Source organism: Clostridium sp. (assembly GCF_032576335.1).
Taxonomy (GTDB): domain Bacteria; phylum Bacillota; class Clostridia; order Oscillospirales; family Acutalibacteraceae; genus Faecalispora.
On sequence record NZ_JAWFXC010000005.1, the window covers coordinates 38,313 to 62,254 of the forward strand.

Annotated in this window: 18 protein-coding genes and 1 pseudogene; 6 read left to right on the top strand and 13 right to left on the bottom strand. The window is 41.0% G+C overall.

Annotated features, from left to right (window positions below):
- The first annotated feature begins 356 nt into the window (after window positions 1-356).
- The 3 genes from E7L17_RS06870 (at window position 357) to E7L17_RS06880 (ending at window position 6,820) form a co-directional block, all read left to right on the top strand.
- Window positions 357-3,086: an AAA domain-containing protein gene (locus E7L17_RS06870; RefSeq protein ID WP_316322517.1), complete on the top strand. Its 2,730-nt coding sequence runs from the start codon at window positions 357-359 to the stop codon at window positions 3,084-3,086.
- 202 nt (window positions 3,087-3,288) lie between these two features.
- The gene (locus E7L17_RS06875; RefSeq protein WP_316322518.1) at window positions 3,289-4,218 is read left to right on the top strand and encodes a DUF1837 domain-containing protein; all 930 of its coding nucleotides are present in this window, start codon (window positions 3,289-3,291) and stop codon (window positions 4,216-4,218) included.
- A 4-nt stretch (window positions 4,219-4,222) separates the two neighbouring features.
- Complete coding sequence (locus E7L17_RS06880) at window positions 4,223-6,820, top strand: DEAD/DEAH box helicase (RefSeq protein ID WP_316322519.1); 2,598 nt, start codon at window positions 4,223-4,225, stop codon at window positions 6,818-6,820.
- A 134-nt stretch (window positions 6,821-6,954) separates the two neighbouring features.
- Here E7L17_RS06880 and E7L17_RS06885 read toward each other — a convergent pair whose 3' ends face one another.
- On the bottom strand, window positions 6,955-8,508 hold the full coding sequence (locus E7L17_RS06885; protein WP_316322520.1) for an ABC-F family ATP-binding cassette domain-containing protein: 1,554 nt from the start codon (window positions 8,506-8,508) through the stop codon (window positions 6,955-6,957).
- A 178-nt stretch (window positions 8,509-8,686) separates the two neighbouring features.
- A complete protein-coding gene (locus E7L17_RS06890; protein WP_316322521.1) occupies window positions 8,687-9,619 on the bottom strand; it encodes a tyrosine recombinase XerC in 933 nt (310 codons plus the stop codon).
- Between the two features lie 160 nt (window positions 9,620-9,779).
- Between E7L17_RS06890 and E7L17_RS06895 the strand changes: the two genes are divergently transcribed.
- Window positions 9,780-11,267 carry a DUF2971 domain-containing protein gene (locus E7L17_RS06895; RefSeq protein WP_316322522.1) on the top strand — a complete coding sequence of 496 codons (1,488 nt, stop codon included), beginning with the start codon at window positions 9,780-9,782 and terminating at the stop codon, window positions 11,265-11,267.
- A 162-nt stretch (window positions 11,268-11,429) separates the two neighbouring features.
- Here E7L17_RS06895 and E7L17_RS06900 read toward each other — a convergent pair.
- The 11 genes and pseudogenes from E7L17_RS06900 to E7L17_RS06950 form a co-directional block, all read right to left on the bottom strand.
- Window positions 11,430-11,684 (bottom strand): annotated as a pseudogene (locus tag E7L17_RS06900) (DNA ligase); the annotation flags it as partial.
- A gap of 148 nt (window positions 11,685-11,832) precedes the next feature.
- The gene (locus E7L17_RS06905; protein WP_316322523.1) at window positions 11,833-12,537 is read right to left on the bottom strand and encodes a response regulator transcription factor; all 705 of its coding nucleotides are present in this window, start codon (window positions 12,535-12,537) and stop codon (window positions 11,833-11,835) included.
- A 2-nt stretch (window positions 12,538-12,539) separates the two neighbouring features.
- On the bottom strand, window positions 12,540-15,233 hold the full coding sequence (locus E7L17_RS06910) for a sensor histidine kinase KdpD (protein WP_316322524.1): 2,694 nt from the start codon (window positions 15,231-15,233) through the stop codon (window positions 12,540-12,542).
- 279 nt (window positions 15,234-15,512) lie between these two features.
- Window positions 15,513-15,725: a hypothetical protein gene (locus tag E7L17_RS06915; RefSeq protein ID WP_316322525.1), complete on the bottom strand. Its 213-nt coding sequence runs from the start codon at window positions 15,723-15,725 to the stop codon at window positions 15,513-15,515.
- An 85-nt stretch (window positions 15,726-15,810) separates the two neighbouring features.
- Window positions 15,811-16,359, bottom strand: a complete 549-nt coding sequence (gene kdpC / locus E7L17_RS06920; protein WP_316322526.1) for a K(+)-transporting ATPase subunit C — start codon at window positions 16,357-16,359, stop codon at window positions 15,811-15,813.
- An 11-nt stretch (window positions 16,360-16,370) separates the two neighbouring features.
- Entirely contained in the window at window positions 16,371-18,428 is a 2,058-nt protein-coding gene (kdpB, locus tag E7L17_RS06925; protein WP_316322527.1) for a potassium-transporting ATPase subunit KdpB, read from the bottom strand.
- A gap of 15 nt (window positions 18,429-18,443) precedes the next feature.
- Window positions 18,444-20,129: a potassium-transporting ATPase subunit KdpA gene (kdpA, locus tag E7L17_RS06930; protein WP_316322528.1), complete on the bottom strand. Its 1,686-nt coding sequence runs from the start codon at window positions 20,127-20,129 to the stop codon at window positions 18,444-18,446.
- Complete coding sequence (locus E7L17_RS06935; RefSeq protein WP_316322529.1) at window positions 20,126-20,221, bottom strand: potassium-transporting ATPase subunit F; 96 nt, start codon at window positions 20,219-20,221, stop codon at window positions 20,126-20,128. Before E7L17_RS06935 ends, kdpA begins: the two co-directional genes overlap by 4 nt.
- A 417-nt stretch (window positions 20,222-20,638) precedes the next feature.
- A complete protein-coding gene (locus tag E7L17_RS06940) occupies window positions 20,639-20,884 on the bottom strand; it encodes a hypothetical protein (protein WP_316322530.1) in 246 nt (81 codons plus the stop codon).
- Window positions 20,885-20,887: 3 nt separating this feature from the next.
- Window positions 20,888-21,793 carry a tyrosine-type recombinase/integrase gene (locus E7L17_RS06945; protein WP_316322531.1) on the bottom strand — a complete coding sequence of 302 codons (906 nt, stop codon included), beginning with the start codon at window positions 21,791-21,793 and terminating at the stop codon, window positions 20,888-20,890.
- Between the two features lie 88 nt (window positions 21,794-21,881).
- Window positions 21,882-22,130 carry a helix-turn-helix domain-containing protein gene (locus tag E7L17_RS06950; RefSeq protein WP_316322532.1) on the bottom strand — a complete coding sequence of 83 codons (249 nt, stop codon included), beginning with the start codon at window positions 22,128-22,130 and terminating at the stop codon, window positions 21,882-21,884.
- Between the two features lie 219 nt (window positions 22,131-22,349).
- Here E7L17_RS06950 and E7L17_RS06955 point away from each other — a divergent pair, with 219 nt between their 5' ends.
- On the top strand, window positions 22,350-22,937 hold the full coding sequence (locus E7L17_RS06955; RefSeq protein ID WP_316322533.1) for a TetR/AcrR family transcriptional regulator: 588 nt from the start codon (window positions 22,350-22,352) through the stop codon (window positions 22,935-22,937).
- Entirely contained in the window at window positions 22,934-23,794 is an 861-nt protein-coding gene (locus tag E7L17_RS06960) for an alpha/beta hydrolase (RefSeq protein WP_316322534.1), read from the top strand. Before E7L17_RS06955 ends, E7L17_RS06960 begins: the two co-directional genes overlap by 4 nt.
- Window positions 23,795-23,942: the final 148 nt, after the last annotated feature.

The following is a 23,942-nucleotide window of genomic DNA, read 5'->3' on the forward strand; positions in this document are numbered from 1 at the left end:
CGTTTTGATTAGTGTAAGATTTGCAAGATTTCTTATAGTTATAATTGTTGTTAAGAGGGTTACATTATGCCATTTTCTAAATTTCACATTTTATATTGGAGAAAGAAATAGCATTCTGAATATATTTTTTAGCCGAACTATCATAGTTCGGCTATTTTTATATAGTACAATTGGTAAAATTTGGTTGAATATTGACGATTTTAGAGATATAATTAAAAAAAGGGTATATGACATAATGAAAATTATGTGAAGTAGTATAAATATGTAAGTATTCTAACAAATCTGATTTACTATATCTTATTTTTGCTGTTCCCATTACTTGCCTTGTAATTGATACGGCAACAAGGAGTTTCAAAATGGATGAGACGAAATACCTGATTCTATTTAAGGGAAAAGACTGTACTAGGGATATTAAGTTTTGTCAACGAGTTGACAGCCGATATCGAATTCAATTCCACAATAATAGTGTTGTATATACGCCAAGTGCTGATCTGGTTGAGTATTATGAAAATCCGCAGGTTTTGTCACCAGAGAAAATCCGCATTTCAAGAAATGGTAAGCAAATTCTCTCAGATGCTTGTAGTTATGATTTTGGATTTTATATCCGTATCGCCTCTAAAGGCAATCCTTATTTAAGCCTGCACAAAAAATCTGAAGTTACAATTGAATATTCTTTTCTGGATAAAGGAAATGCCGCAGAGTGCCTTAAGTATTTTTCTCGAGTTGCAGATATTGTGGGATTAAAAAATTCAAATCAAGACAGTATACTAAAACTACAGTATGACGAATTGAAGTTTGTTGGAGAGCATTCTGCTTTGGCTAAATATCTTTCACCAGCTGATGTGTTGAATGCGTTGTGCGATGACACTCCTATTATTTTTCCATTCGGATTTAACCTCAGCCAGAAAGAAGCAGTAGAAAAAGCATTTCAAAATCAAATCAGCCTCATTGAGGGCCCCCCTGGAACCGGTAAAACCCAGACAATCCTCAATATCATTGCCAATGCGCTGCTACGCGGGAAAACCGTAGCTGTCGTCTCTAATAATAATTCTCCAACACAAAATGTGCAGGAAAAGCTGGAAAAGTATAATCTCTCCTTTATTGGTGCCTTTCTTGGTAACAAAGATAACAAGAACAATTTTATTAGTGAACAATCCGGCGTCTATCCTGATATGACAAGCTGGAAAGTGGAGAATGAATCTCTGTCTCAGACACAAAGAAAGCTATCCGAATTGGCTAAAGATTTGGATGATAAACTCAAGGTCCAAAACAAAGTAGCTTTTGCTAAACAGCAACTTTCAGATATCAAACTGGAAGCTGCCTATTTTTATGAGTATTACCACAACATAGAAAACCATCTACCACTATCACGAAAAAAAGGATTCTCCGTTTTGCAATCAAATAATCTGTTAGATTTATGGTTGAAATGCGAGATGTTTTCCCCAAAAAGACGTCGGGCGCCATTTTGGTTCAGTTTTATGAGCAGACTGCGTTACGGTCAATTTGACTTAGCATTTTACAAATCCCCGCTGAATGATATAATTACCGAGTTCCAAAAGCAATACTATGATTTGAGAATTCAGGAGCTAGAAAATGAAATTAAATTTCAGGAAGAAATACTGCTGGAATTCCATTTTCCCGAGAAAATGCAAGAGCATACCCACTGCTCTATGGAACTACTGAAAGCCACGCTCTTCGAAAAATACAAAGGGCGCAAATCACGGCCTGTCTTCACAGACGAGGTGTTTTGGAAAAATGCTAGCGATTTTCTTGATCAGTACCCGCTGATTCTCAGCACAACGGAATCACTGATTAAAAGCCTAGAAAACGTTACTTATGACTACCTAATTATTGATGAAGCATCTCAGGTGGACGTTGTTAAGGGTGCTCTTGCACTTTCCTGCGCCAAAAATCTGGTAGTTGTGGGGGATTTAAAGCAGCTTCCTAATATAGTGCCGGATAAGGTTGCTAAAGTAACCCAAGCCATTTTCCGTGAGTTTCAATTGCCGCAGGAGTACGAATATTCCTCCAATAGCTTGCTATCTTCAATTGGTAGCTTATTTCCTAATATCCCCAAAACGTTATTGCGCGAACACTATCGTTGTCACCCTAGAATTATTGATTTCTGCAACCGTAAATTTTATAATGGACAACTGATTATAATGACAAAAGACAACGGAGAATCGGATGTCTTGAAAACATATCGTACGGTTGAGGGAAATCATGCTAGGGGCCGATATAACCAGAGGCAAATTGACGTAATATTAAACGAGGTACTACCCAATCTAGGGGCCGATATTTCGGGAAATGATATTGGTGTTATCTCACCTTATAGAGAGCAGACCAATGCTGTATCTGAACAGTTGGGGGACACCGGAATTGAGGTGGAGACGGTACATAAATATCAGGGAAGGGAAAAAGAAAATATTATTATTACGACTGTTGATAATCAGATATCAAAATTTGTGGACAAACCTGATATGCTCAATGTGGCGATATCTCGGGCAGAAAAACGCCTGCGAGTGGTTGTGTCTGGTAATGAAGGAAACGAAAATACAAATATTGGTGATCTTGTAAAATATATGCAATACCATAATTATGAGGTAATAGACAGTAAGATTTGTTCTGTTTTTGACCTGCTGTATAAGCAGTATTCGCAAAGAAGAGAATTAAATTTTGCCAATAAAAAAAGAATATTTGAATACCCTTCTGAAGAATTACTAGATTCTATTATTCGGCGTGTATTGAGTAAGAATGAGTTTGCAAAGTTGAAAGTCTATTATCACTATCCTTTGCGGCTGCTGTTAAAAAAGGTATCTGAGCTATCCAAGGATGAGATTGTCTACGTTACCAATCCCAATACTCATGTAGATTTTCTGATTTATGATAATATGGATAAAAAGCCTATTTTAACTGTAGAAGTTGATGGTTATGCATTCCATAAACCAGGTACCAGACAGCACGAGAGGGATATAATGAAAAATAAAATTCTTAAACAGGCTGGGATTCCTATACTAAGACTTATGACAAATGAGAGTAATGAGGAGTGCAGATTAATAAAAATGCTTCAGCAGGCTCTTGGGTAATTAATGATGATTAGTTACTTCTAGTTATAGCAATTAGGGGAAGCTCGCTCAACAGCAGGTTTTGTACCACAATGTAAAACTAATATAGCGTTTTATTATAGAGTTAAGCATTCATATATCGATGGCAAAATGAGAAATCCATTTAGAAAAATACGAATAGCTCAGAGCAATTTTGTTTTGCGTACGATTGGAGGAAGTTAAAATGGTCAAGCCTAGAGGTTTGAATATTACAAGTAAAGGGGCAGGATTTGATTCTGTCTTTTATGAGGTGCATTCAGAGGATCTGAAACTTGCCAATCCAAACTGCTTCCGTATATTTAGTCTTGATGTTCAGAATAATGCATTTAGTCATATCGGCCTTCATCAATTCTTGCAGAAAAATATTGGCCGATATGTATTTTCCAGAGCAGAAATTGAAAAATTTAAGCTCAATGATGAAGAAGAAGCAATTGGACTAAAGGCCCAAGAACTATTAAGAACAGCTAAAAATTCAAAAGATAGCGGTGCTGGTGGTGAACTGGGTGAGATACTGTTGTATTTGTTCCTAGAACAAAAACTAAATGCCCCAAAGCTTTTAAGCAAGATAGAACTTAAAACTTCTGAAAACCAGTATGTTTATGGAAGCGACGGAATCCATTTGTTAAACTGTAATGACGAAGATGGCAATCCTTTTTGTCAACTTATACTTGGTGAATCAAAAATAATAGGAAGTTTGAAAACCGCTATTAATGATGCTTTTGATTCTCTTGAAAAGGCAAATTCGTCTCCTGATAATGAACTCCGGTTAATCGAGACAAATATTTTCAAAGAAGCTTTTGATGATGCAACAGCGAATTACATAAAAGCGCAAATTGTACCGAGCAAGAGGGATTTAAGCTATCCGATAGATAAAGCATTTGGCGTTTTTCTTGGCTATACTCTCGGTTTGGATGCTAATCAATTTTCAAATTCCAAATATCGTCAGGCCGTGCAGGATCAGATGAAAAAAGATATACAAGACAATGTGGCTCATATAGCTTCAAAGATTTTAGGAAAAGCGTTGGGAGCATTTTCATTCTATTTCTATGTCCTGCCCTTTGATGATGCCTTAACAGATCGTGCCGCTATCATCAAAAAGCTAAAAGGGGAATAGAGTAATGGCGAAAAGATTCGGAGATGTTTTATATCGGGACATAGAGAAAAATACTTACTTGAATGAATTGTACGATAATATTTTGTACAACTACTCTCTTATGCTTTTTGGAAACAGTAAGGTCGCAAAAAGGCAGATACAGATCAGTCATGCTTTGCGTTTTGCTGATCTTCTTTCAAAGTCAGTCCATTCCAAAAGATCAGAGAAACATAAAATCTGGGCGCAGGAAATAGTTGCCCTTTTGAATGCCCTTTATCCAGAAAACGAAACTATAAAGTTTTATATAGGCTCTGTATTAACAAATGCCGGAAATTACCGTGGTCTTGGACAGTATATCTCAATGTTTACGGGTACTGATCTTTTAGATCGGTCATATAACGAGTATGTCCGCAAATTAATGAGTATTCCGGCTGATCCTGAACTTCATTTTTTTAAATCGCAAAAAGTAGTGTATGACGAACTGGATAAGCAATTCTTTAGCTATTCAGGCCCTACTTCAATGGGTAAATCATTTATTATGCGGATGTTTATTAAAAAGCAAATTCTTGATGGAAAAAAGAATAATTTCGCTATACTCGTTCCTACCAAAGCACTAATAAACGAAGTATCAAGCAAAGTGATTGATGACTTGAAGGACATGCTTGCCGAAAAGGATTATAGGATGATTAATTCGGCAGGCGCTATTGTTCTCAAACAGAAGCACAACTTTATTCTTGTTATGACACCTGAGAGATTACTCTATCTATTGACAGAATACAAGAATTTTAAACTTGACTACCTTTTTATTGATGAGGCCCATAAAATTTCGAGCAGAGATAGCAGAAGCCCATTCTACTATAAAGTAATCGATTTGGTTGCAGAACGAAGCGCGGGGACGCATATCATTTTTTCGTCGCCCAATATTCCGAACCCGGGAGTATATCTAAACCTTATCCCATTAGTGGATAAAGGTCAATTATCCGAAATTGCCTGTGATTACGCCCCTGTTAGCCAGACAAAACATCTTGTTGATCTTACCACGAACTCAATTCGCTCTTATAATGATTATAATAGCAGCTTTGCCGACGTATGTAGCTTTAGCAGAACAGTAGATCTCAGCGAGCTTATTTCATTGATGGACAATAACTCTCAAAATATTGTATATTGCAGCTCTACAGCAAAGGCGGTTTCGTACGCATTAGACTACGCAAAAAAATATTCCTCTGCTACACAAATAAGTCCAGAACTAAAAGAGTTAATCAAGGACATCAAAAATGGAATACACGCAGATTATTTTCTCGCAGAAACATTGGAAAAGGGTGTAGCATATCACATAGGTTATCTTCCGTCAGATATTAGAATGCGGATTGAAGAACTCTACAAAGCAGGAGATATCAAAACAATTTTTTGTACAAGCACCTTGGTGGAAGGGGTAAACCTTCCGGCAGACAATCTGTTTATAACAAGCTATAAAAATGGTCGTTCCGATATGTCTCCAGTTGATTTCAGGAATCTTATTGGTCGCGTTGGGCGCATCGAATTTAACCTATATGGTAATGTCATCTTAGTTAAAGTTGATGAAAGAACAAGTAACAATAAATTTGAGGAATTATTGCAAAAGGAAGTCCCAGACCAAAAATTATCATTGGCTTCAGAACTTACAAAAGTACAAAAGCAAAAAATCGTTGAAAGTCTGATTGCAGGGAATATAGAATTACTACGATATCCAAATAATCAGTCCGCCGATAATTATGCTCTTATGAGACGGTTTGCCATAATACTACTACAAGATATTTTATCTTCCAATGATAAGAGTTATGTACTCAACGAATTTTCATCTTATCTCGATGAGGGCATGATATCTCAGATTAAGACCGCTTTTAGTTCTAAACCCCAAACAGGGGATGACATTAATATATCGGTTGATCAAATAGATAATCTAACAACAGCAATAGCAAAAGGGCTAAAATATCCTGACTCTGGCACTAACGGTAAGTTTGACTATAGTGCTATTATCCAGTTTCTCGAAACGCTATGTGGAGTTTTCAAGTGGGAGATTTATGAAAAATCCACATTAGGTTATCGCACACAGCAAACACAGCAACTCGGAAAACTAAAATGGTACACAGTGATTCTATTACAGTGGATGTCTGGTAACGGATTGAGCTTTATTATGAACGCAGCAATTGATTATAAACAAAAAAATCCAGCTAGTGGAGTTGAAATTGATGGTCAGATCATTGCTTATAATGATACAAAAGAGCACAAGAATGCAGTAATATCATCTACACTTAATGCCATTGAAGATGTAATTTTATTCCGAATTTCTAATTATTTTCTGCGTTTTTCGCTTGAATATAAAAGGTTCCATAATTTATCTTTGCTTAATAATGATTGGTATGAATATGTGGAGTATGGAACAACAAATCCACTAACTATACTATTGCAACGAAATGGGTTTTCAAGAGAGGCATCTACATACATCAAGAACCATCAAAGAGATTTTATAACCATAAAAGATGGCGAGTATAGAATCAAAACAGATTTATTGTCATGCCAGAATAAGAGTGTTAGGCATGAAGCAACAGAAGTAAGATATAACATTCCAGAACTTTTCGCATAATAACAGTTCATTATTCAATTTAACATTATTCGTATGTCCTAATCATTTAAGTATACGTTAGAGCTGCTAGTTATTTTTAAGATGAACCTTATAACATAGAATAGCAGCCAACTACCCATTATGTTTATTCGAAATCAAATCAGCTTCGTTGTCCACTCCTCCACGTTCCACACCTGTGTGACCAGATCGCTGTAAAACTCCGGTTCGTGGCTCACCAGCAGCATGGTACCCTTGTAATCACGGATGGCGTCCCGCAGAGCGTCCTTCGCGTCCACATCCAGATGGTTGGTGGGTTCGTCCAGCACTAGCAGATTCATGGGGCGCAGCATCAGCTTGCACAGCCGAACCTTCGCGTTCTCGCCACCAGAGAGCACCCGCATCTGTGTGGTAATATGCTCGGTGGTCAGGCCGCAGCGCGCCAGCGCGCCCCGCACCTCACCGTTGCTCATTTTGGGGAATTCCTGCCAGATCTCCACCAGCGCCGTGTTGTCGTTGCCCCGCTCCTCCTGCTCGAAGTATCCCACCTCGGCAAACTGACCCAACTCCACCGTACCGGACACCGGCGGAATCAGGCCTAGCAGAGTTTTCAGCAGCGTAGATTTTCCCAGACCGTTGACACCGCGGATGGCGATTTTCTGGTTGCGCTCCACCGTCACATCCACGGGACGGGTCAGCGGCTCGCTGTAACCCAGCACCAGTTGCTTGGCTACGATGACCTCGCGGCTAGGGGTACGGGCAGGTGTGAAAGAGAAGACAGGCTTGGGCTTGTCCATCCCCAGTTCAATGACATCCATCTTGTCCAGTCGCTTCTGACGGCTCCGCGCCAGCGTGGCGGTGGCGGCACGGGCCTTATTGCGGGCCACAAAGTCCTCCAGCTGGGCAATCTCCTTCTGCTGCTTCACATACGCCTGTCCCAGCTGATGGCGTTTGATGTCATAGAGTGCCCGAAACTGCTCATAGTCGCCGGAGTAGCGGGTCAGCACAGTGTTCTCCACATGATAGATCACGTTGACCACATCGTTGAGGAACGGAGTATCGTGGGATACCAGAATGAAGGCGTTCTCGTAGTTCTGCAGGAACCGTTTTAGCCACGCGATGTGGTTCTCATCCAGAAAGTTAGTCGGCTCGTCCAGAATCAGGATCATTGGGTTTTCCAGCAGAAGCTTCGTCAAAAGCACTTTTGCCCGCTGACCGCCGGACAACTCGCTGACATCCCGTTCCAGTCCGATGTCCCCCAGCCCCAGACCGTTGGCATACTCCTCAATGCGGGAATCTATCACGTAGAAACCGGACTGCTCCAGAATCTCCTGAATTTCGCCCACATCCTCCATCAGCTTCTCCAGCGTATCACCCTCGCACTCGCCCATCCGGTCATAATTTGCCAGCAGCTCCTGCTCCAGCTTGTACAGGGGTGCAAAGGCGGAGCGTAGAATATCGCGGATGGTCTTTCCTTTCTCCAGTACGCTGAACTGATCCAGATACCCTGTTGTGATGTGGTTACACCACTCCACTGTTCCCTCGTCTGGCATCCGCTTGCCGGTGATGATGTCTAAAAAGGTGGTCTTTCCCTCGCCGTTTGCGCCCACAAGGCCGATATGCTCGCCTTTGAGCAAGCGGAAGGACGCGTCTTTTAAAATCTGTCTGGCCCCGAAGCCGTGACTGACATGACTGACTGTCAATATACTCATGTTTGTTCCCTCAAATTCCTCTCACAGATTGCATGGTTTCATTATCTTAACGGGATTTTGCACAAAAAGCAACCGCGCATGGGGCAGTCTGCAAAATTTTCTGTCCCCACCGCCCCTTTTTTCGCAATTAATAATTCCAGTCTGCCGAGCGTTGTATTATGTTTAATAGCCATGATGTTCAGTTGAACATCATGGCTAAGGGGTTGGCGTTGACGGCAGCATGAAGCTGGTTGTCATCGACATGGGTGTAGATTTCCGTAGTTGCTATGCTTTCGTGCCCGAGAATCTGTTGTAGGGATCGAATATCCACATGCCCATACTTGTACATGAGGGTTGCTGCCGTGTGACGGAGCTTATGCGTGGACAAGCCTTCTGGGGGGATGCCCGAAGCTATGATATGCTTCTTTACAACATTCTGAATGGACCGCGTAGTGAGGCGTTGATGATTCCGAGAAATGAACAACGCGTTGGTATCTACATTCATGCACTGGCGAACCGGGAGCCATTTGGATAAGGCCTGCTTGACTGCTGGTGTCATATATATTTTCCGTTCTTTATTGCCCTTACCAATTACAGTCAATACATTGCTATCAACCTGCTCAACATTGAGGGCTGCTAACTCAGATAAACGCAAAGCACAATTCAGGAAGATTGTTATGATACAGTTATCTCGTGTTGAGGTGGAGCTGGCTTCAATCAGGAGTCGCACTGATTCCTCTAAGGTCATACAGCGAACGATACGCTTGGGCAGCTTTGGCGTTTCCAATTCTTCGGCAATATTATTATCTACAATATGCGCCTTGAATTTGAGATACTTCCAGAATTGTCGGATTGAAACGATCTTTCTGCATCGTGTGCCCGGCGAATTATGAAGCGTTTCATGATGATACGCGATGAAGCCGTACATATCGGTCAGTTGAATGGAACGGATGAAATCCACATCAGCGAACTTAAAACTGGCGTCCGTAATGCCTCGTTGGGCTGCAAGATAACGGAAGAATTGAAGCAAATCCATTCTATACTCAAGAATTGTATTTTGGCTACGTCCTTTAATTGTAATGAGATAAGCCAAGTACTGTTCCAGAATGGGACATGTTTTATCAGATTGCATATTATCACTCCCTATGCGAAGTATCGCCATGGACAACGAATGCTATGCAACTGATAGCAATACTGGGCAATTATAAAAGTAGATAATACAGAAGAGGCAGTCGCCAGAATACTGAACATAAAATATTGCATTTGTATTTGAATTAAAGGAGGAATGGTAAATGCCTAATAGTGATAATTCTTGGGTAAAAAGTTATATTCATAAACTTTTTACTTGCAATCTTAACAAAGAGGGCACTCAATTAAGAGCAGAAAAAATAGAGCATGCCAACATCCCCTTATATAAATATTGCTATGTTTGTGATGAAGCTGGTCGTACTTCAACAACGATAGATTACAATATTGATAATTTTGAAAATAATATCTTGTTTTTCCAAAATCCAAGTAAGTTCAATGATCCTTTTGATTGTTTTTTGGGCTTTTCTCAGTCGGAGTTAATAAGGGATTTGTTGTTTCAAGAATTAAAAAAAAAGAAGCAATTGACCCCACAGAATCGTAAGGCCATTAAACTCCTTTTTGGCAATTCAACAGATGAATTTAGCACTGACTCCATTACTTCGGAAAATTTGGGATCTCTTACAAAACTTATTACTGGATTGATCCCCGATGAAGATCCTTTAGCAAGCGTGTATGCAGAATTATTACACTCTTTATCTGATGAAAGTCCTAATATGCTCAAGAAATTGGTTGCAAATTCTTTGACAATACATGATAAACAAGTCATAGTGGATCTTCTATATAACAATCCCACCTTTTGCGAAATTATAACTAAAAATTGTGATCCTAAAAACGTTGATTTTATTTTAAAAGTTGCACCCCGTGATATGAAACTCAAAATTGAAACAGAACCAGATAGCTTTATGAGTAGCAGAGACGGAAATGTATTTGGAATATTTGATTTTTTGCGATATACTTACCAGCTATCAGGAGATGCGAACGATTTTTCTATTAAAGAACTTAATGACATAAAAGAAAAATTCAATCAGCTTTCAAATGAAGCAATGGTAAAAAGCCGAAAATTGATTGACGAGCAATTTCGTATTACCTGCCTAAGCGAGCGAATGGATTCTTCTTTAATGTGGTCGCATTATGCAAATAAGCATTATGGATTTTGCTTGGAGTATGATTTTACTGCAACACTAATTGAACGAAGATACCCTGATTTGTTGCCAACACAGTTAATGCTGTTTCCAGTCATTTATACAGAAAATCGTCCTTTACTTTCAAAGGTAATGTTTAGCGGAAAAGCAATGATGCAAATGATAAAGACAAAAAAGTTGCCGCCGGATTTTTTGGAAAAACTTATGTTAGGGCTATTATGTAAAAGTCAAGATTGGAGTTATGAAAAAGAATGGCGTGTTTTCCAATTATTAAGCGAGGCTCCTACAATGCGACTTCCAAAAGCGCAGCTAAAGAACGGGTTATTTCTATTGCTCAAAAAAAACATATTCCAGTTTTCCAAATGTTTTTGCACAGCGACAAATATAAATTTGATTACTATCAGATTACATAGGGATAAAATTTTGAAAGCAATGGAACATGCGTTAATGCTTTATGAAATAGGTCAAGCTTCCCATTATGTTTATTATGAGAAAGAAATATTAAATCAGCTTTATTCTCGCAGACAGTGTTGCGCGCCGTCTGCATGAGCATCACACTGTATTTCCGTAATATAGAAGATAGACTAAGAAGTCGGACATTTTGAACTGCACCCCATTTGTTTTCAGTATATCATACTGTCTAACAAATGGGGTGCAGTTCATTTTTTGTCCGACTTATTTATTTTATATGGAAAACTACTTTGGATTATCCTAACGATCTATTGGCTCTTTATCATCACGTAAGCCTTTATAAACAGGCTGCCTTAATCCTCCGTTATTAGTTATTTCCATAAATTTAACAGTGCATACAAGCTGTGGCAGTACCCAAACAGCGTTTTTGTTTCCCTTGGGTGGGGGAAAGGGGGGCCTGGATTCATTTGAATTTGATATTATTCTAAAATCTTCGCGTGATACTCCAAGAGTGACATGACCTTTATAAATTAGAGCTGTATTCTGGTATTGGCCAAGTAAAAGACTTTACCTTGCTAATCAATGTATCTCATGAGTGAAATATCAATTACCGAGCCGATTTTGTAGTAAAATATGTCAAAAGCAGTAAAGCTGGCCGGGTATTATCCGCGGCCAGCTGAATCTTGAATTGATTTGACAATCTTTAGCGTGAATCTTCAATCATTCGGTACCCGACACCCATTTCTGTAAGAATATACTTTGGCGTTCCCGGATTTGCTTCTATCTTTCTTCGGATATTTGCCATGTTAACGCGCAGCGTGTGGCTGTCGTTTCCATACAATCCCCATATTTCTTTCATGATATAATCATGTGTGAGAACCTTTCCTGCATTTTTTGAAAGCAGAACCAAGATTCTGTATTCAACAGGAGTCAGATGAATTTTCTCTCCGGCAAGAAATACCATCCTCTTGCCGTAATCAATTTCAAGATCACCAATAGTCATATTATCTTCACCAAGGGCTTCTCCACCTATGGCTCTGGGACTATGCCGGATTGCAGTACGTATTCGGGCAAGTAATTCAGAAGTCCCAAAAGGCTTTACAATATAATCGTCCGCCCCAAAATCAAGAGCCACAACCTTTTCACGCTCATGACCGCGCGCAGAAACCACCACGATAGGTGTTTTTGACCACTCACGTATTTGTTTTAATACCTCCACGCCGTCAATATCCGGCAGCCCTAAATCCAGAAGGACCACATCTGGGGCATGGGATGTAAACATGGCAAGTCCTTCTTTTGCTGTTTTTGCCTGAACAACCTGATAGTCATTCGATGTTAGAACAGCCGAGATAAAATTACAGATGGCTGTATCGTCTTCGATAACCAAAATTAACGGCTTTATCTCCATCCTTACTCACTTCTTTCCAGCGGTAGAGTGAACCGAAAGATCGCCCCGCCTTCTTTTCTGTTTTCCGCTTCTAATTTGCCATTGTGTGCTTTTACGATCGTCTTGCAAATTGACAGGCCAATTCCCATTCCTCTTGAAGAATCAGGACTTTTATTGAGAGTAGGTTTGTAGCTTGTAAGAAGGTAAGGGAAGTCCTCTTCGGAAATTCCTTTTCCCCGATCCAGCACCTCAAACTGGGCCGAATCTCTATTTTTCTCTAAACGGATTTCGATGGGAGAATCGCTGGTGGAATACTTAATAGCATTTTCAAGAAGATTAATAAGAACCTGCACAATTAAGGTTCCGTCCATAGGGACCTCCAAAAATTCATCGGGCACATGAACGGTGATTTCCCGTTGGGGAAATCTTTGCTTGATTCGACTAACGGCTTCTCCCACGACTTCTTCTGCTGCTTCCGGGCTTTTCGTCAGATTCGAGGCGTTTTCATTGATTCGTGTAACGGAAAGCAGGTTTTCCACCATGCGTATCAGCCACTGAGATTCCTCCTGAATGTTGGCTACTAATTTGTCCCGAGTGCCTTCATCAAGACTTTTACCATTTTCACGTATCGCAGAGCTGGCTCCTAAAATGCCGGAAAGGGGTGTACGCAGATCGTGAGAGATTGCCCTTAATAGAGTGCTCCTCATTTTTTCCTTTTCCGACTCCAGCATAATATCGCGTTGCTCATTAGACAAGTGCTGACGCTCCAAAGCCATTGCGACCTGTGAAGCAATCATGCGTAAAAACAGGCGGGTATTATGATCAAGATTACCTTTGACACAAGAGATCCCCCAAACCGCGAGAACTTTTCCCTGGGAGATTACGGGCATATAAAACGCTCCCGACCCCATCAGCGTATTGGTTCCCGCTCCAGCCTGCTTCTGGTTGAGAAATACCCAATGTGCGACCGCTTTTTCATCAGCAGAATTTAGAAACGAGCCATCTACATCCTCCTGCGCCTGCATTACGCTGCCATCTTCTTCCTCTCCGGGGTCTGTAATGAAAAAGACGACGGAACGGTTAAACAGGTTGACAATATAATTGTTTGTAAGTGTAATAATATTTTCGAGGCCCCTTGTGGCAAGTAGCTTTTTATTGATTTCGTACAGAACCTCAGTGCGGTGTTCCCTTTGCACCGCAAGCTTGGCTTCTGTTTTAATGCGTACAGTCAAGGTGCTTGTAATCACAGCTACCAACAGCATAATTAGGAAAGTAATGGGGTACCCGGCCTGTATGGCGTTAAAAGTAAAATAAGGCTCTGTAAATAAGAAATTAAAGGTTAATACACTAATTACAGAAGCGACGATGCCGTACAAATATCCTTCCGTAACACGTGAAATGAGCAGAACAGAAAGGATATAGACCATAATGATATTCTGGTCTCCGATGTCAAGCTCCCGCAGCCCAAATGAAAGCAAGGTAGTAGCGGCCAAAAGAGGAATTGTTTTCGCGGTATCTGCCCAAGACAAGTTAAAGTTTTTATTTTGCTTTATCTTGCGGGGCTTTTTATAGCTTCGGCGGGTGTCGCTACCAGGTATAATATGAACCTCTATGCTTGGTAATAGAGAAATCAACTTATCCTCAAAATCTAACTCAAACAGATTTTTAATTGTTTTTTTATTTCTGCTCTTGCCAACTACAATATTAGTTATGCCGGAGAGCTTAGCATATTCGGATACAGTGATGGCAATATCGTGCCCGGTGAGGGTAACATTCTCCGCGCCAAGTTTTTCGGCCAAATCCATATTGGCTCGGATTGTCTTCTTCTGCTCTTTGGTAAGGTGGTCACTTTCAATACTTTCGACATATAAAGCAATCCAATGTGCGTGAAAGGCTTCAGCGGCCCGCGCCGTCCATCGAATGCACCTTGCAGATGACGGGGAGGGGCCAATACATACCAGCAGTTTGGTGTTTGCTCTCTTTTCTGATAGACGCCGCTCATTCTGATTCTCATAGCTAATTTTATCTGCTGTACAACGCAAAGCAATTTCACGCAACAGCCGCAGATTCTCATGTGTAAAGAAATTGTGCATAGCCGTTTCCGCACGTTCAGGGCGGTATATTTTCCCTGACTCAAAGCGTCGCAGTAGTTCGTCCGGCTCAATATCTACCAGTTTGATTTTATCTGCCCGATCAAAGATATAATCCGGCACTGTTTCCTGCACCTTGATTTTTGTGATGTTCTCAATCACATCATTGAGGCTTTCCATGTGCTGAACATTGACAGTCGTATATACATCAATTCCAGCACTTAACAATTCCTCTATATCCTGATACCTTTTTCTATTTCGCCTGCCTTCCGCATTTGTGTGGGCCAGCTCATCGACCAAAATCAGCTCCGGCTTGCGCCTTAATGCTTCGTCTAAATCAAATTCTTTTAGCTCAAGGTTCCTATATAAGATCATTTTAGGCGGCAACACTGGCAGACCCTGCAGAAGCTGTATGGTTTCCGGGCGTGTATGAGGCTCAATGTAGCCAACCATAACATCCACGCCACTCTTATACCGCTCCTGTGCATCATCTAGCATGGCATAGGTTTTTCCGACACCTGCGGCATATCCAAAAAATATTTTTAACCTACCCAATCCTTTATCATTGTTATCCTGAATCTCATCTAAAATATCATCGGGATCGGGTCGCTGATTGAATGGATTCATTGACTGGTCACCACCTTTATAACTTAATATCATATCACAATCATTGATTATATCAATGATAATCTCTGAGTAATATATGTACTCTCTTTATTCAATCTCTTTTGGCCGCATTTCCGATACCATGCGAATCTTAGTTCAACAATATATTTATTTTTTTCTTTCTTTTCCTGTGGAGAGTCTGAGTCGTTAAATGCTCATTTCCCTTTTGGAGAGCAGCCGCCGAAGCAATTCATATTTTGCCTTACGGGAAAGTAAGTGGGGTCAAGCGCCCATGCAGCCCTAAAATGCTTCATAGCTGTTAAATGATTGCCCTGTGCTTCCAAAAGCAAGCCAAGTAGATTGTGTGGGTTCGGGGGCATGAATATCATTACCTATAGCTTTTTTGATAAACAATTCGCTTTGCTGATAGTCCTGTCGTTTTACCAGCTTTCTAATCCTGCCGCATAGCACAGATGATTTTTGCTTTGCATCCAATTTATCTAGCCATTCCACAGTTTTCACCTCCACAAATCATGTTGGTGCTGCTCTTATGCATTACGAGCAGCACCGCTTTCTGTGAATATCCGAATACTATTAATTAAATCAAACCATCCAGTGCTAAATTAACCTTAAGAACATTGACAGCCGATTCCCCGATAAATCCAAGAAAACGTCCACTTGTACAGGCCTTAATTATATTTCTTACTTCATCCTCTGTCATATTTCTGGCTGTAGCGATTCTTGCCACTTGATACTCCGCCGCTGCCGGTGAGATGTTTGGATCTACACCGCTGCCGGAGGCTGTTACCAAATCCATCGGGATATCAGCTTTATTATTCGGGTCAAAGGAATGCCACCAGTCGGTGCGCTCCTGCACAAGCTTTTTTTGTTCTTTACTCACAGGGGAAAGGTTGCTCACGCCTCCGGGTCTGCCAATCAGATACTCCGGTTTTGTGAATTCCTGTGCAATCAGTTCGGAGCCATAGTTTTTTTGTGTCCCGTCTCTCAAAGTAACGGTTATTACACTGCCGTTTGCCTGATTCGGAAATACCAACTGTGCAATACCCGTTACTGCCATGGTATAGAGTACACCGCAAAGCAGCGTCATCACGCCAAAGCATATCAATGCAGGTTTTAATAATTTCATATTTTTCCACCTCACACAAGGCCGCAAGCGGTCAAAATCATATCAATCAGCTTAATGGCGGCAAAGGGTGCGGCTATTCCACCCAAGCCGTAAATCAGGATATTTCGTTTTAACAGCTTTCCGGCAGGTAGTTCGCGGTATTTCACGCCTTTCAGCGCCAGCGGGATGAGTGCAATGATAATCAATGCGTTATAAATAATTGCAGAGAGCATGGCGCTTGTGGCGCTGGTCAGTGCCATAAAATTGAGGGCGGCAAGCTGAGGGTAAATCCCAAAGAAAAGAACGGGGATGATGGCAAAGTATTTCGCCACATCGTTTGCCACGCTGAAAGTAGTCAACGAGCCTCTTGTCATCAGGAGCTGCTTGCCGATCCGCACGATGTCAATGAGCTTTGTGGGGCTGGAATCCAAATCTACCATATTGCCCGCTTCCTTTGCTGCCTGCGTACCAGAGTTCATGGCTACGGCTACATCAGCCTGTGCAAGTGCAGGGGCGTCATTGGTGCCATCACCCGTCATGGCAACTAAGTGACCTTTTGCCTGATAATCACGGATAAGCGTCAGCTTTGCCTCCGGCGTAGCCTCGGCCAGAAAATCGTCCACACCCGCCTCTGCCGCAATAGCCGCTGCCGTCATGGGGTTGTCGCCTGTAATCATAATGGTCTTTATGCCCATCTTTCGCAGGTCTTCAAAACGCTCCTTCACGCCTTTTTTTACAATGTCCTTCAAATAGATAACACCCAGCACCTGATTGTTTTTCGCTACCACAAGAGGGGTTCCACCCTCTCTGGCAACACGCTTCACAAGTTGGCCGCATTCGCCCGAGTACTCACCGCCTTTTTCTAGCACATACGCTTTTATAGCATCTGCGGCCCCTTTACGAACCTCATTATTCTGATAATCAATACCGCTCATTCTTGTTTTTGCGGTAAACGGTACAAATGTGGCATTCAGTTTTGAAAGTTCCCGGCCTCGTATTCCAAATTTCTCCTTTGCTAAAACAACGATACTTCTTCCTTCGGCGGTTTCGTCGGCAAAAGAAGAAAGCTGAGCGGCATCGGCAAGCTCCTGCTCGGTTACACCATTTATCGGTAAGAATTCGCTGGCCTGTCGGTTTCCCAATGTAATGGTTCCGGTCTTATCCAGCAAGAGCACATCCACATCCCCGGCGGCTTCAATGGCACGCCCGCTCATTGCCAGCACATTTGCCTGATTTAGGCGGCTCATGCCTGCGATACCAATAGAGGAAAGGAGTGCGCCAATCGTCGTGGGTGCAAGGCATACAAAAAGGGCAATCAAGTTGGTAATCGAAATAGCGGAGCCTGACCTTGCCTGGCCGCTTGCAAAGTCTGAGAAAGGAAGCAATGTCGCTGTAACTACAAGAAAAATGATGGTAAGTGTCACCAGCAAAATTTGCAACGCAATCTCATTGGGGGTCTTTTTTCTGGTCGCTCCTTCCACCATGGCAATCATTTTATCAAGGAAGCTTTCTCCCGCTTCCGCCGTTACTTCAATAATTAGCCAGTCGGATACTAAAGTTGTTCCTCCGGTAACGGCGCTTCGGTCGCCGCCTGATTCACGAATAACAGGTGCGGACTCTCCCGTGATGGCGCTTTCATCTACAGATGCAGCGCCATCAATCACTTCGCCGTCCATAGGGATTTGGTCGCCAGCCTTGACGTATACAATGTCGCCCTTTTTGAGTGAGTTGGACAGTACTTCGGTATAGTCTTCCGTGTTAGATGCGGAATTCAGCTTTTTTGCCTTTACGTCTTTTCTCGCGCTGCGCAGGCTGTCGGCCTGCGCGCGTCCACGTCCTTCGGCAATGGCCTCCGCAAAATTGGCAAACAGTACTGTAAACCACAGAATCAGCGCTATGGCGAGGGTGTATTCCGCACTTTCATCTTTTAGCCCCGCAAACGAAAGCACATACAGAACAGTTGTCAAAATAGCGCCTATATAGACCACCAGCATCACAGGATTTTTCACCTGTATGCGGGGGGAAAGTTTTACAAAGGATTGCCTTAGAGCATCAGCGAATATACCTTTATGCTTACTTTTTATTTCCATTTTAATCGCCTCTTTCTATCGGGATGTAAAGTAGTCGGCAATCGGTCCAAGAGCCAGCGCAGGCAAAAAGCTCAGTGCTCCGATTATCAGGATAACCCCGATTAAAAGCCCGACAAACATGGTATTGCTGGTAGACAGTGTTCCCTCGCTGACCGCAACAGTTTTCTTCTGCGCCATATTTTCAGCCAGAAAAATAGTAGCTACAACTGGAATAAATCGAACCAGCAGCATAATAACCCCGCCTAAAACATTCATATACACAGTGTTTGCAGTGAAGCCGCCAAAGGCGCTGCCGTTGTTGTTTGCCATAGAGGAAAAAGCATATAGTATTTCTGAAAAACCGTGAGCGCCAGAATTGGTCAGCCATGACGCTGTATCCGGCATAACAACGGCGGCAGCAGTACCGAGTAGCGTTAAAAGCGGAGGGGCGAGAATGATCAGGCAAACCATTTTCATATCAAACGGCTCGACCTTTTTCCCTAAATATTCCGGTGTTCTACCGACCATCAGCCCCGCAATAAATACTGTGAGCAGGACAAAAGCCAGCATTCCGTAAAGTCCGCTTCCCACACCACCAAAAACAATTTCACCGAGCTGCATCAGGAACATAGGAATCATGCCGCCAAGCGGAGTAAGGCTGTCGTGCATGGCATTCACAGAACCATTTGACGCCGCCGTAGTAGCTGTTGCCCACAGAGAGGACGCACCGATGCCGTGTATGATTTCTTTACCTTCCATACTGCCGGAGGCTACAACGCCTTCAAATATTGGCGCTGCAAACTGCTCACTGGTGGTTGTAACAACAAGCGCGGCAACAAAAAAGACCATCATCGCAATGTAAATGGATCGCCCTTGGTTGCTGTCCTTCACCGCTTTTCCAAAGGCAACACAAAGTGCAGCAGGAATCAGCAGAATAGACAAGACCTGTATCAAGTTAGTAAACGGCGTGGGATTCTCCAGCGGAAAGGCGGAGTTCATTCCGAAAAATCCGCCGCCGTTTGTTCCAAGCTGTTTGATTGCAATCTGGCTTGCCGCAGGGCCTAATGGAATGGTTTGTACAGCACCACTTTCCAGCATAGCAACATCTTTGTATTGGCTGAATGTTTGCACAACACCTTGTGAAACCAATAAAATAGCAACAATGAAAGACAGTGGAAGTAGCACATAAAGCGTTGTTTTCGTCAAGTCTACCCAAAAGCTGCCGAGAGACTTTTTCTGTTTAAGGATAAAGCCCCTGATCAGTGCAAAGAGAACGGCGATGCCCGTTGCCGCCGATACAAAATTCTGTACAGTAAGCCCTAAAAACTGAGTCAGATAAGACAGCGTAGATTCCCCCGAATATGCTTGCCAATTCGTATTGGAAACAAAGCTCGCCGCTGTATTAAAAGCCAGATGCCAGCTTGTACCTTCCATTCTTTCCGGGTTAAATGGTAGAAAGCCTTGCAGAATTTGTAAAAGCCAAAGGAAAACAAGACCGACCGCACTAAATAAAAGGGCAGAAAGCGCATACCTTTTTGCGCTCATTTCTTCATTACCCTCTACGCCCATCAGTTTATAAATTCCTTTTTCCACAGGTTCAAGCACACGAGTCAGAAATACCTTTTGACCGGTCATAACTTTATATATAAAAATACCTAGTGGAATAGACAGGCTCACCAGGAGAACGATAAAGCAAACATCCTGCCATATAATGTAGCTCATAACTCTTCACCTCTAAATAAGACATAAAATAAATATGCCAATAAGCCAAGACCGATTAGACCAGCTATTGCTAATACCAATCCCATTCCCATTTTCCCATCTCCTGATTGCTTAAAAATTAAAAATATACATTATCTTTAAAGACGCATATTTACCTACCATTGGATTGTGCAAAGAGCAGATAAAAGGATTACTAATCCCCGAAGAATAATTTTCATTCAGTCCATGGTAGTCACCTCATAATATCTTTCACACTTAAGACCATTGACATTCCTTGTCGTAATCACATCATATCAAATAAAAAATCAAGATAGTGGCAAGATGAAAAGGCCTTATGTCAATAAGTTGGCAAGAACAGTATAAAAGCTCAAACAGTTTCGTCCTCTTTATCATAGAATATTATTTCAAACACTTGCACAGTTGACCTTCCTTCTGACAAGATAAATCCCAATTAATATGGGATTTATCTTGTCAAGATCGTAACTCGGACATTTTGTCCGAGTTGAAGATTATTTTAAAAATACTAAAATATCTGAAGCTGATTTATCTTCAAGTATTTTAGGTAAGTTAAGGGGCTTGCAAATTCTAATTTCCTCTCTTTTTTCTTCCACATATTCAATTCCCTCCTGAATGCTACTGGTTATAAAAGTATAGGCGTTATGATCCGGAATGGATACAATGTACTGATCTTTAAAAGGTTTGAAGGACAAGACTAGTTTTTGTGGCTGACTATCTGAGTCATAGATGTCATTCATAAGCTACATGTTTTCTCTCTTAAATGTATTCAATACATGGGCATAAGTATCTAGAGTGAAAGAAACAGAAGCGTGACCTAATATTTCTGACAGTACCTTTTTATCCATCCCTTTTTCCAGTGCATGTGTGGCAAAAGTATGACGCAAGGCATGAAAGGTAATGCCAGTGATCAAGCATTTATCTAACATGCGATTGTAATACTTTTTAAATGTGGTTTGCTCAATATATTTGCCTTGCCGGTCTGTGACGACATATTCGGTGGTTCCTGTTTCATTCTGTTGACGTTCCTTCCATTTTCTTAAATCTTCAATTGCGTTAGGAGGGAGGGGGATTGTCCGTTTGGATTTTTTAGTCTTCGGCTCATCAAATAATATAGAGGTGGATGTTTTTAAATTTGAATAATTCTTGCATCTCTGAAGAATTCTTCGTATTTTTAGTTCACTTTTCTGAAAGTCAATATCCTCCCATTTAAGCCCTAACAGCTCCCCAATCCTTAAACCAGTGCACAAAGTAAGTCTAACAAAAACGCCGTAACGATAATAATAAGACGCTCTGATTATATTCTTTTTTTGTTCGTGGGTAAGAACTTGAATTTCTTTTTGTACGACTTTAGGTAAACTTACATACAAGGAGCAATTTTGTTGAATTAGTCCATCGGCAACCGCTTGTTGCATTGCCTGTTTTAAGATGATCGCCATATTGCGAATCGTTTTTGCAGAAAGTCCTGAATCGAATTTATCATTAAAAAAGTTTTGCAGAAACGGTGTTGTTACGTCAGCAATTTCAATATCTTGAAAGACAATAAGATGATTATTTATATGCCCTTCATAGTTTACGTAGGTACTTCTTTTTATCGTCTTTTTCTCATATTTATCAAGCCAAGTAATTAGCCATGAATATAAACTCACTCAACCTCCTCCAAAAGTATAAATAATGTAAATAAAACACCTGGTGGCCCTCTACTATTGTTCATCTTTTAAACCTCTGCAAACAATATTAGTTGTCACTACCGTATCCTCGAATATTGTAACGATGCTCTTTTACTACCATTTCTTTAGTAATCAGCTCGTCTACGGCCCTTCTGGCGGTTTTAGAATCTATTCCACAACAATCAGCAATCGTCTGATAGCTAAGAACTACCGCGTTAAAAATGTTTTTTCTGCTAGTCAACAGGCAAAATACTTTAAAACCATTGGGGGAGAGCCGGTAATTAAAAATCTGATTTGCCATCTTTATAAATTGCACTGTTAGCTCTCCTTTCAAAAATAATCCCGTGACAGAGTTGTTCGTCTGTCACGGGATTATTATTTTTTATTGAAATTATTCTTTTAAGCAAATTTTAATTTAAAGCTTGGGTAACCGTTTTTCGTGTGCAAAGCGATATATTTAATTGACCAGTTGGGAAACATGTGTTAGTATAAAAAAAACAGAGGGTGTACTCGGTTTATGTTTAAGGAGATTACAATGAAAAAAGGAAACAAGCGAAAGCTGGATATTCAGCGGGCAACAAAGGTGATTATAATTGAAAAGGGTTACTCAGCCGTTACTATGGCAGATATAAGCGAAGCTCTTAAATTGTCGGTCGGTGGTCTTTATTACCACTATCATTCTGTGGAAGAGATCTTTTTGGACATTGTTGAGAATGAAACTCGGGATGTATGGGGGATATTTTCCGAAGTGAAAGACATTAAAAGTTTAGTGGAAGCGTTTCGCTCTTATCACCAGCTTGAAAAAAACGACATGATGAATTTTGAAAATACGCTAAATTGTATCTTCTACCCGTACTTTTTCAGTTTTCCCGCAGAAGTCAGAAAAGAAAAAATGAAAGAAGCCTATTTGAACACAACAAGTGCAATAAACACAATACTAAAAAAGGTTTACAAAAACACCAATCATGTTATGCAGTTAAGTAATCGCATTTATATAATGTTGCACGGTTTAAACATACTTGCTAGTTCCGGGCAGATTGATGAATTAATTATTGATAACGAATTTTTAGAAGTTGAAAAACTAATGTGGCAACTGTACCATGAAAGCGAGGGAACACAATGAATTATTCTGTCATAAAAAAATATGAATTTAATAATTTTACCGCAGTGGAAAAGGTTCTTACACTAGATGAAAACCGGTGGAGATACACAATTAGCGGAAATGGAGAGCGTTTTCTGCTTGCGATACTTTCAAATATTTCGGGGCACTTGTTAGGGCTTCCGCTTGCGGAGGAGTTTCGAGAAGAATTTACAACAATAGCACTTTCGGTTCCGCCTATGCATTCGTTTGCCGATACAGCCACAGGCCTCAAAGCTGTTTTGGATACGGAACAAGTAACAAAGTGCAATGTGATCGGCAATTCCAATGGTGGGGTATACCTTCAAAATCTTATAAAAGAGTACCCCAGTATTGCTGATAAAATTGTGTTTTCCCATAGCTTGACTTCCATGAACCCAAATGATGCTTACACCACGAATGCGTCGGAGGTCAAGATTTATCGCAAAATGCGTAAAATACTTAAAGTACTTCCCGTTTCTGCATTGACATACGGGCTGGGCAGAACGTTTTTTTCAAAACTGCAATTCAAATCCGGAAAAACTGATACAGATAAGTTAGTCGCACTTTGCAAAGAGGATTTTAAAAGAATCACCAAGCAAGATTTTTATATTATGGCTGACTGTATGGAAGATTTCCTTTTTAACCATATATTTACTTCTGAGCCGTATATAAATAGGCCGAAAGATATTTTGATTGTGGACAGCGATACGGATCATTTGGCGAACTCAATGCAGCGCAAACAGATGCTGGAGCTTTGCCCTAACGCTAACGAATATCATTTTCAAACTGGTGGACACGTTACAATTATAAATTGCCGTGAAGAATATTTTTCGTTGCTGCATAAGTTTTGGGATAGATAGGATCAATTTCAAAAGAGTAGCTGTCAAACGGATAAAAACTCTTCTTTTGAAATGATTGAGGAATCATGGCGGTACTATTTGTTCCACCATATGTATTTTATAAAAATGCAAAGCTTGTTTAACTGTAAATAGCCCGCAAAGTTTTGAA